A 14,679-nucleotide genomic window follows, 5' to 3' on the forward strand; every position below is an offset into this window, starting at 1 on the left:
GCTGCGGCTCCCTCCGCGCCCCCGCCCCCGGACAAGGGCTGCACCCCGGACATCGGGGCACCAAACAAGGGGGAGTTCGTCGCTTGATGACGCTCGCATTGTTGCTGATCATCGTCCTGGGCACGTTATCCATCGCCTATGGCGTGATCACGGCGAAGGAGGTGCTGGCCCGGGACGCCGGCACCGACCGCATGCAGGAAATCGCCAAGGCGATCCAGGAAGGCGCCAATGCCTATCTGAAGCGCCAATACATCACCATTTCCATCGTCGGCGTGGTGTTGTTCTTCGTCATCCTGGCGGCCTTCGGCTTCGGCGGCCATGCCTTCGCCGTGGCGATCGGCTTCCTGATCGGCGCCGTGCTGTCGGGGGCCGCGGGCTTCATCGGCATGAACGTCTCGGTCCGCGCCAATGTGCGCACCGCCCAGGCGGCGACGCAGTCGCTGGCGGCGGGGCTGGACGTGGCCTTCAAGTCCGGCGCCATCACGGGGATGCTGGTGGCCGGCCTGGCGCTGCTCGGCGTCGCCACCTATTTCCTGATCCTGGTGCCGATCGGCGGCCTGGCGGCGAACAGCCGGCTCGTGATCGATGCGCTGGTGGCGCTGGGCTTCGGCGCCTCGCTCATCTCGATCTTCGCCCGCCTTGGCGGCGGCATCTTCACCAAGGGCGCCGATGTCGGCGGCGACATGGTGGGGAAGGTCGAGGCCGGCATCCCCGAGGATGACCCCCGCAACCCCGCCACCATCGCGGACAATGTGGGCGACAATGTCGGCGACTGCGCCGGCATGGCGGCCGACCTGTTCGAGACCTATGCCGTGACCATGGTGGCGACGATGGTGCTGGCCGCCATCTCCTTCACCGAGGAAGCCCGCATCGCCGGCATGCTGTTCCCGCTGGCCATCGGCGCGGTCTGCGTCGTGACCTCCATCGTCGGCACCTATTTCGTGAAGCTGCCGGCCAGCAACAACATCATGGGCGCGATGTATCGCGGCTTCATCGTCACCGGCGCGCTGTCGCTCGCGGTGCTGCTGCCGCTCTGCTACCTGGTCTTCGGCACCGGCACGGTGACGGCCGGTGGCCACAGCTTCGGCGCCTTCAGCCTGTTCCTCTGCGGTGCGGTGGGCCTGGCGGTGACGGCGGCCATCGTGGTGGTGACGGAATACTACACCGGCACGGATTTCCGCCCGGTGCGCTCCATCGCGGAAGCCTCGCAGACCGGGCACGGCACCAACGTGATCCGCGGCCTGGCCGTGTCCATGGAATCGACCGCGCTGCCGGCGCTGATCATCATCGCCGGCGTGCTGTCCTCCTACGGCCTGGCGGGCCTCTATGGGATCGCCATTGCGACGACGACGATGCTCGCACTCGCCGGCATGGTGGTGGCGCTCGATGCCTTCGGGCCGGTGACCGACAATGCCGGCGGCATCGCGGAGATGGCCGGCCTGCCGAAGGAGGTGCGCGTCTCCACCGATGCGCTGGACGCCGTGGGCAACACCACCAAGGCGGTGACCAAGGGCTATGCCATCGGCTCCGCCGGCCTCGGCGCGCTGGTGCTGTTCGCGGCCTATACGCAGGACCTGAACCACTTCATCGCCAATCCGGAGGTCTACCCGTATTTCGCCGGGATCGGCGTGATGACCTTCAGCCTGTCCGACCCCTATGTGGTGGTCGGCCTGCTGTTCGGTGGCCTGCTGCCCTATCTGTTCGGCGGCATGTCCATGACCGCCGTCGGCCGTGCGGCAACGGCGGTGGTGGAGGAGGTGCGCCGCCAGTTCCGCGAGCATCCGGGCATCATGACCGGCGCGGAGAAGCCGGATTACGGCCGCGCGGTGGACATGCTGACCAAGGCGGCGATCAAGGAGATGATCATCCCCTCGCTGCTGCCGGTGCTCTCCCCGATCGTGGTCTTCGGCGTGATCCTGGCGATCGGCGGCAAGGCGGCGGCGTTCAGCGCGCTGGGTGCCATGCTGCTCGGCGTCATCGTCACCGGCTTCTTCGTGGCGGTCTCCATGACCACCGGCGGCGGCGCCTGGGACAATGCCAAGAAGTACATCGAGGAAGGCCATTTCGGCGGCAAGGGGTCCGAGGCGCACAAGGCGGCGGTCACCGGTGACACGGTGGGCGACCCCTACAAGGACACCTCCGGCCCCGCGGTGAACCCGATGATCAAGATCACCAACATCGTGGCGCTGCTGCTGCTGGCGATCCTGGCGCATAGCTGAGGGCGCTCGGCGCCTGTCCCGGGCCGGCGGAGCGATCCGCCGGCCCTTTTTCTTGGATCCCGCGATGCGGTCGCCCGACCGCCACGGGCATCGTCCGGACCCTCCAGCTGACCGAGGAGCAACCCGAAGCCGAGCGACGCCTGGCGGAAGCCGGCGTGCCTGCGGGGCCGGGCGAGATCTTCTCCGCCGGCCTGCGCGCCCTGGCCGAGGAGGCCACGCGCGAGCGCATCATCCGCGAACAGATCGCCCCCTTGCCGAGGCCATGATGCGGGACCCGTCGGATGCGATCCCTGCCGGGCAGGTCTTTCGCGAATTGCGCGAACGCCTCCGCGCAGGCTGAAGCGCAGACGTGGCCTGTCTCGAATTCACCTGGGCCGCACGCCAGGGCCTGTTGGCGTTGCAGGCACAGATCGTCGCGGAGGGCGGCGAGGCCCGCGCGGCAGCCGATCTCGACCGCCTGCTACCGAACGCACGACGTTCCGGCCTGCGCCCGAAGGGCCGAGCGCGCGCCGCGGCCAGTGCCGCGAAGCGAAGGGCCGCGCAGGCGGCCCGCCGGGCGTGTGAGGGACACGAAGGTGAGACCTTCGTGTGGTGCTGGCGCTCTTCCCTGAGGCGGGGCGGCCATGCGGGCCGAACGGCAAGCGAGGCCTGGCCTTCGAGCGGCGGGTGGTGATGGTCTACCGCCTGCGTGGCGACAGCCTGCGCATCCTGCGCGTGCCCTATGGCGGCCGCGGCCTGCCCTGGTAGGGCGCCTCAGCGCCCGCGAAACACCGGCTTCCGCTTCTCGACGAAAGCCCGCGCCGCCTCCCGGAAATCCTCCGTGTACGGGAAGGTCCGGCTGGCCGCGTACTGCTCCGCGCTGATCGGCAGGGCGCCGCGCAGCTCCTGCAGCGCCCGCTTGTGGAAGCGGTTGGCCAGCGGCGCGCCCTGGGCGATGCGCCGGGCCATGGCCAGCGCCTCCTCCTGCACCGCCTCATCCGGCACGAGGCGGGACAGCAGGCCCTTTTCATAGGCTTCCGCGCCGGTGAAGACGCGGCCTTCCACCAGCATCTCCATCGCCACGCCATAGCCCACCGACTGCAGGATCGGGTCCAGCTCGTCATAGGCGTAGAAGATGTTCAGGTTGCGCGCCGGGATGCCGATGCGCGTGGCCGGGCCACCCACCCGGAAATCCGCCATCGTCGCCAGGCCGGCGCCACCGCCCATGGTCCAGCCGCGGCAGGCGGCGACCACGGGGTGGCGGCAGGCCCGCAGGGATTGGAAGCTGCGGCCGATCTCCGCCGCATACACCGCCTCCCGCTCCGGCGTGCCGCGCTCGGTCGCGAAGGCGGCGATGTCGGCGCCGGCGCAGAAGGCCTCCTCCCCGGCGCCGCGCAGCACCACGCACCCGAGGGCGTCATCGGCGGAGCACGCCTCCATCGCCTCCGCCAGGGCGATCCACATGGGCAGGTCCATCGCGTTGCGCTTGGCCGGGCGATCGATGGTGAGGATGGCGATGGCGCCGTCGCGCTCATGCCGGATCAGGGGGTGTGGCATGGCACCAGCCTATCCGCGCCGCCGCCATCCCGCCAGATGGCCGAACCCGCCCGGCCGTCGCGCAACCGCCGCCCCGCCCGGCCGTTCTGACCCCGACCGAGAAGGGATCTCCAAGCCATGACGCAGACACGCACCGACCAGGCCGCCCGCGACAAGGTGTGGGAACTGATCCGCGACATCGAGGTGGCGACGCTCGTCACGGTGGATGCCGAGGGCCATCTGCGCGGCCGGCCGATGCGTGCGGTGGAAACCGAGCAGTTCGACGGCACGCTGTGGTTCTTCACCGCCGCCGGCTCGCCCAAGGTGGAGGAGATCCGCCAGGATGAGCGGGTGCTGCTGGCCTATGCCGAGCCGTCCGACCAGAACTACGTGTCGATCTCCGGCACCGCCCGGGTGGTGCGGGACGCGGCGCAGCAGAAGGCGATGTGGTCCGAACCGCTGCGCGCCTGGTTCCCCGGCGGCCCGGAGGACCCCAAGGCGGCGTTGTTGAAGGTGCAGGTGGAAGGCGCCGAGTACTGGGACGCCCCTTCCTCCACCCTGCTGCACGCCTATGGCTATGTGAAGGCGCGCCTGGGCGGGGAGGCGCCGGAGGCCGGGGAGAACGACAAGGTGGCCTTCAAGCGCCCGGCTTGAGTCCGGACAGCTCGGCCACCAGCGCCCCGACCGAGGCGCTGTCCAGCCCGCCACGGCCGGAGGCGACCAGCGCCTCCAGCATCTGAGCCGTCAGCGCCGTGGCGGGGGCGAACACCGCGTGGTCACGCATGGCGGTTGCCGACAGGCGGAGGTCCTTGCGCATCAGCTCCGCCCGGAAGCCCGGCGCGAACTGCCCGGCCAGCATCCGCGTCGCGTGGTTTTCCATGACGAAGCTGGCGGCGCTGCCGCCGCGCAGCGCCTGGCGCATCTTCTCCCCGTCCAGCCCGGCCTTGGCGCCCAGCGCCAGGGCCTCCGCCACCGCCAGCATGGTGGTCGCGACGATCAGCTGGTTGGCCGATTTGCAGACCTGCCCTGATCCGGCCGGGCCCAGATGCGTCAGGGTCCGGCCCATGGCCCGGAAGCAGGGCTCGGCGCGGGCGAAGGCCTCGGCGTCGCCGCCCACCATGCAGGTCAGCGTGCCCTCCAGCGCGCCCTTCGGGCCGCCGGAGACCGGGCTGTCCAGCAGGATGGCGCCGGTTTCCGCGGCCAGGCGGGCGGCGAAGCCGGCGGCGGCGGCGGCGGCGATGGTGGAGAAATCCACCACCACCGTCCCCGGCGCAACGCCCCTGGCCACGCCATCGGGGCCGAACAGCACCGCCTCCACATCCGGCGTGTCCGGCAGGCAGAGCGCCACGAAGGCCGCGCCGCGCGCCGCTTCCGCCGGCGTTGCCGCCCAGCGCGCGCCGGAAGCCTCCAGCGCCGCGGCCTTGCCCCGGCTGCGGTTGTTCACCGCCAGCGCATAGCCCGCCTTGGCGAGGTTGGCGGCCATGGCGGCGCCCATCACGCCGAGGCCGATGAAGGCGGCGGGGGCCGGCGGCTGGATGCTGTCGGTCATGCTGTTTCCCTGTTCAGGCGCGGCGCATGGCGGCGCGGATATTGTCCAGCAGCGTGTCCATGTCGCGCTGGAAGCCGGAGCCGTCGGCATAGCCATCGGCTTCCCCGGTCTGTTCCATGAAGCGCTGCCAGCCGGGCGTCGCCATGCCGCGGCGGAAGCGGTCGTGCAGGTATCCCACCATCGCCGGCGGCATCCCGGCCGGGCCGACCCAGCCCTTCATGTTGTCCGCCACCAGATCGATCCCCAGCTCCCGCAGCGTCGGCACCTGTGGGTAGGCCGGCATCCGCTGGGCCGAGGCGCAGGCCAGCGGCACGATATCGCCCGAGGCCGCCAGGCCGCGCAGCTCGTCGGAGGCCTGCACCACCAGATCCACCTGCCCCGCCAGCAGCGCCTGCTGCTGCGGCCCGCCGCCGGTATAGGGCACGTGCAGCAGCTCCGTCCCCGTCGCCCGGCCGAGCATGATGAAGATGGAATGCGACAGCGTGCCGACGCCGGAGGAGCCATGCGTCACCGCCTCCGGCCGCGCCTTCGCCGCCTCGATCACCTGCTGCATGCTGGTGAAGCGGCCGCCCTTGCCGCGGGCGCAGATGAAATGCGCGTTGCGGGTCAGGCGGATGACCGCGGTGAAGGACCGCTTGGGGTCGTAGGGCAGGTCGCGATGCGCGGGCAGGGAGGTGCTCTCGGAGCCGCCCGCGATCAGCAGCGTGTGGCCATCCGGCGCCGCGCGGCTGACGAATTCGGCGGCGATGGCGCCGCCTGCGCCGGGTCGGTTCACCACCACCAGCGGCTGCGGGAACAGCGGTGCCGCGGCTTCGGCGATGGTCCGCGCGATGATGTCGGACCCGCCGCCCGGGGCGAAGCCGACGATGAGCTGGATGGGGCGGCTCGGCTGCCAGCCGGGCTGCGCGCGTGCGGTGCCGACGAAGGGCAGGGCGAGGGTGGCGGCCAGCAGGCCACGGCGGCTCAGCGTCATGGAAACTCTCCCGGTTGCGGCCGTCTGCGCGGCCTCTGCCGGCAGCATGCCGACGCGCCCCGCCCCGGGCAACCGGTTCAGCTTTCGTCGTCGGGGATGTTGAGCTGGATGCCGCAGGCCTTGCAATGCACCGCATCCGTATCATGCCGGCCGAGGCCGCAGCTCGGGCAACGGAAGCGCACCTTCACCGGCCGGAACAGCGCCTGCGCCAGGCGCAGGAACAGCGTCACGCCGCACAGCATGATGAAGACGGTCAGCAGCCGGCCCCAGCTGCCCTCCAGCGTGATGTCGCCGAAGCCGGTCGTGGTCAGCGCGGTGACGGTGAAATACAGCGCATCCGCCCAGTTCGCGATTTCCGGGTTGCGGGCGTATTGCGTGGCGTGGACGATGCCGGTCATCACCGCGATGAAGACGACGAGGTCGGCGGCGGCGATCGGCGCATCCGGGTTCACCCGGAACAGCCTCAGGTCGCGCCGCAACTGCGCCAGGAGCCGGGCGGAACGCAGCAGCCGCAGCGTGCGCAGGCTGCGCAGGAATCCCCAGCCGGGCGCGAAGGGCGCCAGCAGGAAGGCCAGGACGGCCAGGATGTCGGCGATGCCCGCGGGGTGGGTGGCATCCTTCCAGGGGGTCGGGCTGGCGCGCAGCCGCAGCACCAGCTCGGCGCCGAGCACCAGGCCGAAGCCGAAATCCACCAGCCGCAGCGTCGGGCCCTGCGGCAGGAAGCTTTCCGCGATCACCCAGGCGAGCGCCGCCAGATCCAGCGCCAGCAGGCCGTAGCCGGCGCCGAGCCCGACCCGCCCGGCGACCCGGTCGAAGGGCCCCAGCCGCTCGCCCATGCCTCAGCGGGTCGGCTTCGGCGGCGTCACGCCATAGTCGTAGAAGCCGCGGCCGGTCTTGCGGCCCAGCCAGCCGGCCTCGACATACTTCGTCAGCAGCGGGCTCGGGCGGTATTTCGGGTCGCCCATGCCCTCCTGCAGCACGCGCAGCACGGCGAGGCAGGTATCGAGGCCGATATAGTCCGCCAATTCCAGCGGCCCCATCGGGTGGTTGCAGCCCAGCTTCATGCCGGAATCGATGGAGACGACATCGCCCACCCCCTCATGCAGGGCGAAGCAGGCCTCGTTGATCATCGGCAGCAGGATGCGGTTGACGATGAAGGCCGGGTAGTCGGCGGCATAGGCCACCGTCTTGCCCATTCTTTCCGCCAGCGCCGCCACCGCCTGCACGGTGGCGTCATCGGTCGCCAACCCCCTGATGACCTCGACCAGCTTCATCAGCGGGACGGGGTTGAAGAAATGCATGCCGACGAAGGCGCCCGGCCGGTCGGTCGCCGCCGCCAGACGGGTGATCGGGATGGAGGAGGTGTTGGAGGCGATCAGCGCGCCGGCCTTCAGATGCGGCGTCAGCGTGGCGAAGATGCGGTTCTTGATGTCCTCGCGCTCGGTCGCGGCCTCGATCACCAGGTCGCAAGCGCCGAAGGCGGCATAGTCCGTGCTGGTGGCGATGCGGGCCAGCGCCGCGTCGCGGTCGGCCTGGGTCAGCGTGCCCTTGGACACCTGGCGGTCCATGTTCTTCGCCAGCGTCGCCAGGCCCTTGTCGAGCGCGGCCTGCGCCACGTCCAGCATCACCACGGCGAGCCCCGCCTGGGAGGCGACATGGGCGATGCCGTTGCCCATCTGCCCGGCGCCGATCACGCCGAGAGTCTCGATCCCCGCCATCACGCTGTCTCCGCCTGAAAAACCGCAACGGCGCGTTGGAGCATGGGCCGGCCGCGCGGGTCGACCACATGCGCCGGAAGCATTTGCGTCAGATGCATGTGCATCCGGCGCCACGCGGCGCCTACTTCTTGTCGAGCGCCGCTTCCAGTTCCGGGATGATCTTGAACACATCGCCGACCAGGCCGTAATCGGCCACCTGGAAGATCGGCGCCTCCTCGTCCTTGTTGATGGCGACGATCACCTTGCTGTCCTTCATGCCGGCCAGGTGCTGGATGGCACCAGAGATGCCGAAGGCCATGTAGAGTTCCGGCGCCACGATCTTGCCGGTCTGGCCCACCTGCATGTCGTTCGGCGCATAGCCCGCATCGACGGCGGCGCGGGAGGCACCGATGGCCGCCCCCAGCCGGTCCGCGATGCCGTCCAGGATCTTGAAATTGTCGGCCGAGCCCATGGCGCGGCCGCCGGAGATGACGATTCGCGCCGCGGTCAGTTCCGGCCGCTCCAGCTTCGCGATCTCGGCGCCGACGAAGATGGAGACGCCCGGATCGGCGGCGGCGGCGGCGGGCTCGATCGCCGCGGCGCCACCCTCGGCCGGCACCGGGTCGAAGCTGGCGGCGCGCACGGTCAGCACCTTCTTCGCATCCGCCGTCTTCACCGTGGCCAGCGCGTTGCCGGCATAGATGAAGCGGCGGAAGGTGTCGGGGCCCTCCACGCCGGCGACGTCCGAGATGATCTGCACATCGAGCAGGGCGGCAACCCGCGGCATCACGTTCTTGCCGGCCGCGCTGCCCGGTGCCAACAGGTGGTCATAGGCGGGTGCCAGGCTGACCAGCAGCGCCGCCACCGGCTCCGCCAGCCCCTGGGCCGTGGGGCCGCCCTCGGCCACCAGCACCTTGGCCACGCCCGGCAGCCGGGCGGCGGCGGCGGCATCGGCCTCCGCCAGCACCAGCACATGCACATCCCCACCCAGCAGCTGCGCCGCGGCAACCGCGCTGCGCGTGGGCTGGGAGACGGTTTCGCCGCGATCGGCGAGAACGAGCACGGCCATGGTCAGATCACCTTCGCTTCGTTGCGCAGCTTGTCCACCAGTTCCGCCACGCTGCCCACCTTCTTGCCGGCGCTGCGCTTCGGCGGCTCCTCCACCTTCAGCACGGTCAGGCGCGGGCTGGCATCGATGCCGAGATCGGCCGGCTTCACCGTCTCGATCGGCTTCTTCCGCGCCTTCATGATGTTGGGCAGCGAGGCGTAGCGCGGCTCGTTCAGGCGCAGATCGGCGGTGACGATGGCCGGCAGGGTGAGGGAGACGGTCTCAAGGCCGCCATCGACCTCCCGCGTCACCTTCGCGCTGCCATCGGCGATCTCCACCTTGCTGGCGAAGGTGCCCTGGCCCCAGCCGAGCAGCGCGGCCAGCATCTGGCCGGTGGCGTTCATGTCGTCGTCGATCGCCTGCTTGCCCATGATGACGAGCTGCGGCGATTCCTTGTCCACCAGCGCCTTCAGGATCTTGGCGACGGCGAGCGGTTCCACCACCCCGTCCACCTCGACCAGCACGCCGCGATCGGCGCCCATGGCCAGCGCGGTGCGGATCTGTTCCTGCGCCGCGGTCGGGCCGACGGAGATGGCGATGATTTCGGTGGCCGCGCCCTTTTCCTTCAGGCGGACGGCTTCCTCCACCGCGATCTCGTCGAAGGGGTTCATCGACATCTTGACGTTGGCCGTTTCGACCCCCGTCCCATCCGCCTTCACGCGGACCTTCACATTGTAGTCGACCACCCGCTTCACGGGGACGAGGATTTTCATTCGGTGCCGGGTCCCTGGTCGTCGCGCGGCGCGCCAGACGGGCGCCGGGCGCATTTCGCGTCTGCGAAACAAGCTGCCAAAACGGCGCCGACCATAAGGCCGGCCTTCAATCGCGGCAAGCCGGCCTGCTCCGCCGAACACCACGTGGCAGGCTGGCGGGCCGGCTCAACCGCGTGACATCAGCAGCAGCAGGAACAGCACCAGGGTCAGGCCCTGCAGGGCCACGCGCCAGCGCATCAGCCGGTTGGACCGGGCGCCGCCGGCGCTTTCGCTGCGTGCCAGGCCCAGCATGCCCGCGAACATCACACCGAGGGTTGCCAGCATCGAAACGCCCACCAGGGCCATCAGGAAGGTCTGCATGACGGCAATGTGGCATGTCCGGCCACCGGGGCAAGCCGCCGCGCGCGCGGCCTCGACGCCGTGCGCCGTCCCGAGATCAACGCCGTGCCCCGTCCCGAGATCAACGCCGTGCCCCGTCCCGAAATCAACGCCGTGCCCCGGCGATCGCGACCGCGCCGACCAGCACGGCCGCGACGCACATCAGGAACCCCGCGCCATAGCCGCCGGTCACGCCGATCAGCACGGAAAAGGCCGGCGGCGCCACCAGCATCGTGATGCCGAAGGCGAAAGACAGGGCGGCGGTGGCGCCGCCGACCTGGCCGGGCGGGGCCAGCCGCGCGGCCTCGGCCAGCATCACGCCGTTCCAGCCGACCGCCGTGGCGCCCATCAGGATGCCGGCGCCCGCCACCAGCGCCCCCGGCCAGTCCGGCCCGGCGAGCGCCAGCGCCAGCCCGGCCGCCGCCGCGCCCAGGCCGCAGGCGACCATCACGCGGGAAGCGCCAAGCCGGTCCGCCAGCAGCGCCCAGCCGATGCGGCCCACCACGCCCGCCGCCTGCGCCAGCGCCAGCCGCAACCCGGCCTCGGCCAGGGGGGTGCCCAGCGAGGCCACCTGGAAGGCCACGAAGAAGGTGGAGAAGCAGAACTGCGCAATGCCATAGCCGCAGGCCATCACCGTCAGCCGCGCCAGCGCCCCATTGCTGCGCAGCATTCCCACATTGGCCGCCGATTCGCGCAGCACCGCCAGCAGCCCCGCCCCGGCACCGGGCCGGTCGCGCTCCGTATCCAGCCCGGCACGCAGTGGCTGGATGGCGATCGCCACCAGGAAGGCGATGCTCGCCATGGCCAGGATGCTGACCCGCCAGCCCGCCAGCAGGGCGAGGGCCGGCGCCAGGGCGGCGACGAACATCGCCCCCAGCGGCACGCCCGCCTGCTTCAGGCTGAACACCAGCGCCCGGCGCCGCGCCGGGGTATGGGCGGCGATCAGGTGGCTGCCGCCCGGCGTCACCGGCCCATGCCCCATGCCGGCCACCAGGGCGGAGGCCACCAGCGCCACCGGGTGGCCGAAGGCCGCCAGGGCGATGCCGCAGCCCACCGTCACCATCGCCACCTGCAGCATGCGCACGCCACCCCAGCGGCGGATCAGCGGGCCGGTCAGCGGCCCGGTCACCAGCGCGCCGGCATAGACCAGCGCGGTGTGCAGCCCGGCCAGGCTGGCCGGCACGCCGGTTTCCGCCGCCATGGCGGGCGCCAGCACGGGAACCGTCAGGAAGGCGCCCATCCCGGCCAGGTGCGCCGCCATGAGGGCCAGCATGATGAGCGGGAGGGAGGGGGAGGGCTGGATCACCACCGCATCCTCCGCCCGGATGCGCTGCACCGCAACATCCCCCGGTCACGCCGGAGGCATCCGCGCCGGCCCGTGTGCAACGGCGGCAGGTTCAAGGGTTGACCCGGTGCGGAGGACACGGTTCTACCCAGGGCATGCGCGCATTCCTCCGTCTCCTGCCGCTTCTTGGCCTGCTGCTGGCCGCACCGGCCCTTGGCCAGTCCCCCGCCACCACGCCCGCCCAGGCAAGCCCCGGCCCGGCTGCGGCGGCGGATCTGGAACGGCTGCTGGCGACGCTGCGCGACGACGCCGCGCGCGCCGCCCTGCTGCGCAACCTGGAGGCGCTGGTCGCCGCCCAGCGCGGCACCGCCCCCCCGACCGGGCCGGCGGCCGGCGCGCCCGCCGCAACGGCCCCCACCGCCGCGGCCGCCACCCCGGCCGCCCCCGCCCCGGCGGCGGAGCCCGCCCTGCTGGCGCCGAACACGCTCGGCGCGCAGTTGCTCATGGGTGCTTCCCAGCGCCTGCAGGGCATCTCGGAAAGCCTGGTGGCGGCGGCGGAAGCGGCGACGGACCTGCCCTCGCTGGCGCGCTGGGCGTCCGACTTCGCGCGCGACCCGGTGACGCAGACGCGGGTCGTCGATGCCGCCTGGAAGCTGGCGCTGCTGTTCAGCGCCGGGCTGCTGGCGGAGATGCTGGCCCGCCGCCTGCTGCGCCGCTTCTCCGACCGGCTGGACCGCATGGCGCCGCAGGATGGCGATGCCTGGACGCGGATGCGCCGCGTGCCGCTGGTGGTGGGCCGTTTCCTGCTGGACCTGGTGCCGCTGGCCGCCTTCGCCGTCATTTCCTACGGCATGATCGGCGCCGTGCGGCCGCTGCCCACCACCGAGCTGGTGCTGCTGACGGCGAACAACGCCTACATCGCGCTGCGCGTGGTGATGGCGATCTCCCGCATGGTGTTCTCCCCGGCCTCCGCCCATCTGCGCCTCGTGCCCTGCCTGGACGAGACGGCGGCCTATGTCACCATCTGGGTCCGGCGCATCGCCGCCGTCGGCATCCTCGGCTATGCGGTGGCGGAAGCCGGTCTGCTGTTCGGCCTGCCCTGGGCCGCCTATGACGCCATCCTGCGGTTTTCCGCGCTGGTCGTCTCGCTGCTGCTGATCATCGTCATCCTGCAGAACCGCCAGGCCATGGCGGATCTGCTGCGCGCGCCCGACCTGAAGGCGGGGGAGCAGCCGGACCGCATGCGCCGGACGCTGCGCAGCCTGCGCAACCGCATCGCCGACCTCTGGCACCTGCTGGCCATCCTGTGGCTGATGGCATTGTGGGGGGTCTGGGCGCTGGAGGTGCGCGACGGCTTCGAGCGCCTGATGCGCGTCTCGCTCGCCACGCTGCTGATCCTGGGCCTGGCCAAGCTGGTGGACGAGCTGCTGCGCCGTGCCATCTCCGGCGGCTTCCGGATCGGGCCGGACATGGCGCGCCGCTACCCGGGGCTGGAGGCGCGGGCCAACCGCTACCTGCCGGTGCTGAAGGGCATCGTCAGCGCGCTGGTGATGGTGATCGCCCTGCTGTTCCTGCTGGAAACCTGGGGGATGGAGGCCTTCGCCTGGTTCCGTCGCGGCCAGCTCGGCGCCATGCTGCTCTCCTCCCTCGTCTCCGTCGGGCTGACCCTGGTGGTCGCGCTGACGGTGTGGGAGGTGGCGAACGCCGCCATCGCCCGCTACCTGGCGCGGCTGTCGCGCGATGCGCAGGCGGCGCGCAGCGCCCGGGTGCGCACCCTGCTGCCGATGCTGCGCACCATCCTCTCCGGCGCCATCATCGTCTTCGTGGCGCTGAACGTTCTGACCGAGATCGGCGTCAACGTCGCGCCCCTGATCGCCGGCGCCGGCGTCATCGGCCTGGCCATCGGCTTCGGCTCCCAGACCCTGGTGCGGGACGTCATCACCGGCATCTTCCTGCTCTTCGAGGATGCCGTCGCGGTGGGCGACGTGGTGGCGGTGGGCGGGCTTTCCGGCGTGGTGGAACAGCTTTCCATCCGCTCCATCCGCCTGCGCGCGCTGGATGGCAGCATCCACATCGTGCCGTTCAGCGCGGTGACGACGGTGACCAACATGACCCGCGACTTCTCCATGGCGGTGCTCGACGTCTCCGTCGCCTATGGCGAGGACACCGACCGCGTGGTGGGCGTGATGAAGGAGGTTGCGGCGGAAATCCGGTCCGATCCGAAATTCGCGCCGCTGGTGCGGGACGAGCTGGAGGTGATGGGCGTGGAGCGGCTGGCGGATTCCGGCGTGGTGATCCGCGCCCGCATCAAGGGCGAGCCGATGGCGCGCTGGAGCCTGAGCCGCGAATTCAACCGCCGCATCAAGCAGCGCTTCGACAAGCTGGGCATCGAGATCCCCTACCCGCACCAGAAGCTGGTCTTCGAGCGCACCGAGGGGCGCGGCGGGGCGGAGGACTTCCCTCCGCTGGCCGAAGGCGCTAAGCCTGGGACGTGACGACCTTCCGGATCCTCACGGGCCGAATTACCGGCCCGGCCGCCTGACCCGATCCCCCCATGCCGGGGGAAGGGTGCCTGTGCGGCCGGGTGCCTTGACGGTTCTTCGCCACCCGATCCGGAGCTTCCCCCGATGGCCTTCTACGATCCCGAGCCGCTCTGCGCGGCGCGCTTCACCGTCACCGCCGACGCCTTCCCAGGCCTGCTGCCCCGGCTGCTGGAACCCTTCGCCAAGCGCGACCTGATCCCCGACCTGGTGCGCGCGACGCGCGAGGGCGATGCGATGCGCGCGGAGGTGGCGCTGCACGCCATGCCGCTGTGCATGGTGCACCTGGTGGCGGGCAATCTCGGCCAGATCGTCGGCGTGCGGCGGGTGGAGGCGATGGAGGGAAGGGTGGTGCGCAAGGGGCTGGAACTGGCCACGGCGGCGTGACCGAACGGGGCGATTGCAGCCGGCCGATTGAACCCGGGCCTGGCTGAAACGATATGGAGGGAACCATGATGTACCTCCTCGCCCTGCTGTTCCCGCCGCTGGCCATCCTGTTCTCCGGCCGGCCCTTCCAGGCCGTGTTCAACGGCATCCTCTGGGTCGGCGGCCTGACCTTCATCCTGCTGCCCTTCGTCGCCGGCCAGGCCGCCTGGGGCATCGCCGTGATCTGGGCGCTCGCCGTGGTGCACGGCCGCCGCAGCGAGGAGCGCGACCGCCGCCTGGTCGAGGAAGCGGTGCGCCGGCGGGGGTAGCCTCCCG

15 protein-coding genes are annotated in these 14,679 nt (G+C 71.2%); 6 read left to right on the forward strand and 9 right to left on the reverse strand.

Translation table 11 applies throughout. The features are described 5' to 3' along the window. Positions 1-86 precede the first annotated feature (86 nt). Both HEQ75_RS19815 and HEQ75_RS19820 read left to right on the forward strand, forming a co-directional pair. A complete protein-coding gene (locus HEQ75_RS19815) occupies positions 87-2,219 on the forward strand; it encodes a sodium-translocating pyrophosphatase (protein WP_168033852.1) in 2,133 nt (710 codons plus the stop codon). Positions 2,220-2,810: 591 nt separating this feature from the next. Then, entirely contained in the window at positions 2,811-2,966 is a 156-nt protein-coding gene (locus tag HEQ75_RS19820; protein ID WP_168033853.1) for a type II toxin-antitoxin system RelE/ParE family toxin, read from the forward strand. A 6-nt stretch (positions 2,967-2,972) separates the two neighbouring features. Here the strand turns inward: HEQ75_RS19820 and HEQ75_RS19825 are convergent, their stop codons facing one another. Continuing rightward, positions 2,973-3,755 (reverse strand): enoyl-CoA hydratase/isomerase family protein, encoded by a 783-nt coding sequence (locus HEQ75_RS19825; RefSeq protein WP_168033854.1) that lies wholly within the window; start codon positions 3,753-3,755, stop codon positions 2,973-2,975. Positions 3,756-3,872: 117 nt separating this feature from the next. Between HEQ75_RS19825 and HEQ75_RS19830 the strand changes: the two genes are divergently transcribed. Next, positions 3,873-4,388, forward strand: a complete 516-nt coding sequence (locus HEQ75_RS19830) for a pyridoxamine 5'-phosphate oxidase family protein (RefSeq protein WP_168033855.1) — start codon at positions 3,873-3,875, stop codon at positions 4,386-4,388. Here the strand turns inward: HEQ75_RS19830 and HEQ75_RS19835 are convergent. The 8 genes from HEQ75_RS19835 to HEQ75_RS19870 form a co-directional block, all read right to left on the reverse strand. Further along, complete coding sequence (locus HEQ75_RS19835) at positions 4,372-5,283, reverse strand: NAD(P)-dependent oxidoreductase (protein ID WP_168033856.1); 912 nt, start codon at positions 5,281-5,283, stop codon at positions 4,372-4,374. The two genes, HEQ75_RS19830 and HEQ75_RS19835, sit on opposite strands and share 17 nt — an antisense overlap. Positions 5,284-5,296: 13 nt before the next feature. Continuing rightward, on the reverse strand, positions 5,297-6,256 hold the full coding sequence (locus HEQ75_RS19840; protein WP_168033857.1) for a Bug family tripartite tricarboxylate transporter substrate binding protein: 960 nt from the start codon (positions 6,254-6,256) through the stop codon (positions 5,297-5,299). Between the two features lie 77 nt (positions 6,257-6,333). Further along, positions 6,334-7,092 (reverse strand): potassium channel family protein, encoded by a 759-nt coding sequence (locus HEQ75_RS19845; protein ID WP_168033858.1) that lies wholly within the window; start codon positions 7,090-7,092, stop codon positions 6,334-6,336. Between the two features lie 3 nt (positions 7,093-7,095). Then, positions 7,096-7,974, reverse strand: a complete 879-nt coding sequence (locus HEQ75_RS19850; RefSeq protein WP_168033859.1) for a 3-hydroxybutyryl-CoA dehydrogenase — start codon at positions 7,972-7,974, stop codon at positions 7,096-7,098. A gap of 121 nt (positions 7,975-8,095) precedes the next feature. Then, the gene (locus tag HEQ75_RS19855; RefSeq protein WP_168033860.1) at positions 8,096-9,022 is read right to left on the reverse strand and encodes an electron transfer flavoprotein subunit alpha/FixB family protein; all 927 of its coding nucleotides are present in this window, start codon (positions 9,020-9,022) and stop codon (positions 8,096-8,098) included. Positions 9,023-9,024: 2 nt separating this feature from the next. Beyond that, a complete protein-coding gene (locus HEQ75_RS19860; RefSeq protein ID WP_168033861.1) occupies positions 9,025-9,774 on the reverse strand; it encodes an electron transfer flavoprotein subunit beta/FixA family protein in 750 nt (249 codons plus the stop codon). Between the two features lie 165 nt (positions 9,775-9,939). Further along, positions 9,940-10,134 carry a twin transmembrane helix small protein gene (locus HEQ75_RS19865; RefSeq protein ID WP_168033862.1) on the reverse strand — a complete coding sequence of 65 codons (195 nt, stop codon included), beginning with the start codon at positions 10,132-10,134 and terminating at the stop codon, positions 9,940-9,942. A gap of 124 nt (positions 10,135-10,258) precedes the next feature. Then, positions 10,259-11,488 carry an MFS transporter gene (locus HEQ75_RS19870; protein ID WP_168033863.1) on the reverse strand — a complete coding sequence of 410 codons (1,230 nt, stop codon included), beginning with the start codon at positions 11,486-11,488 and terminating at the stop codon, positions 10,259-10,261. 104 nt (positions 11,489-11,592) lie between these two features. Here HEQ75_RS19870 and HEQ75_RS19875 point away from each other — a divergent pair, with 104 nt between their 5' ends. From HEQ75_RS19875 to HEQ75_RS19885, 3 genes are all read left to right on the forward strand, one after another. After that, positions 11,593-13,932 carry a mechanosensitive ion channel domain-containing protein gene (locus HEQ75_RS19875; RefSeq protein WP_168033864.1) on the forward strand — a complete coding sequence of 780 codons (2,340 nt, stop codon included), beginning with the start codon at positions 11,593-11,595 and terminating at the stop codon, positions 13,930-13,932. A 132-nt stretch (positions 13,933-14,064) separates the two neighbouring features. Further along, on the forward strand, positions 14,065-14,364 hold the full coding sequence (locus HEQ75_RS19880) for a hypothetical protein (RefSeq protein WP_168033865.1): 300 nt from the start codon (positions 14,065-14,067) through the stop codon (positions 14,362-14,364). A gap of 65 nt (positions 14,365-14,429) precedes the next feature. After that, positions 14,430-14,672, forward strand: coding sequence for a hypothetical protein (locus HEQ75_RS19885; protein ID WP_168033866.1), 243 nt, complete (start codon positions 14,430-14,432; stop codon positions 14,670-14,672). Positions 14,673-14,679 lie beyond the last annotated feature (7 nt).

Origin of the sequence: Falsiroseomonas selenitidurans, from assembly GCF_012103215.1 — a bacterium.
Lineage (GTDB): Bacteria > Pseudomonadota > Alphaproteobacteria > Acetobacterales > Acetobacteraceae > Falsiroseomonas > Falsiroseomonas selenitidurans.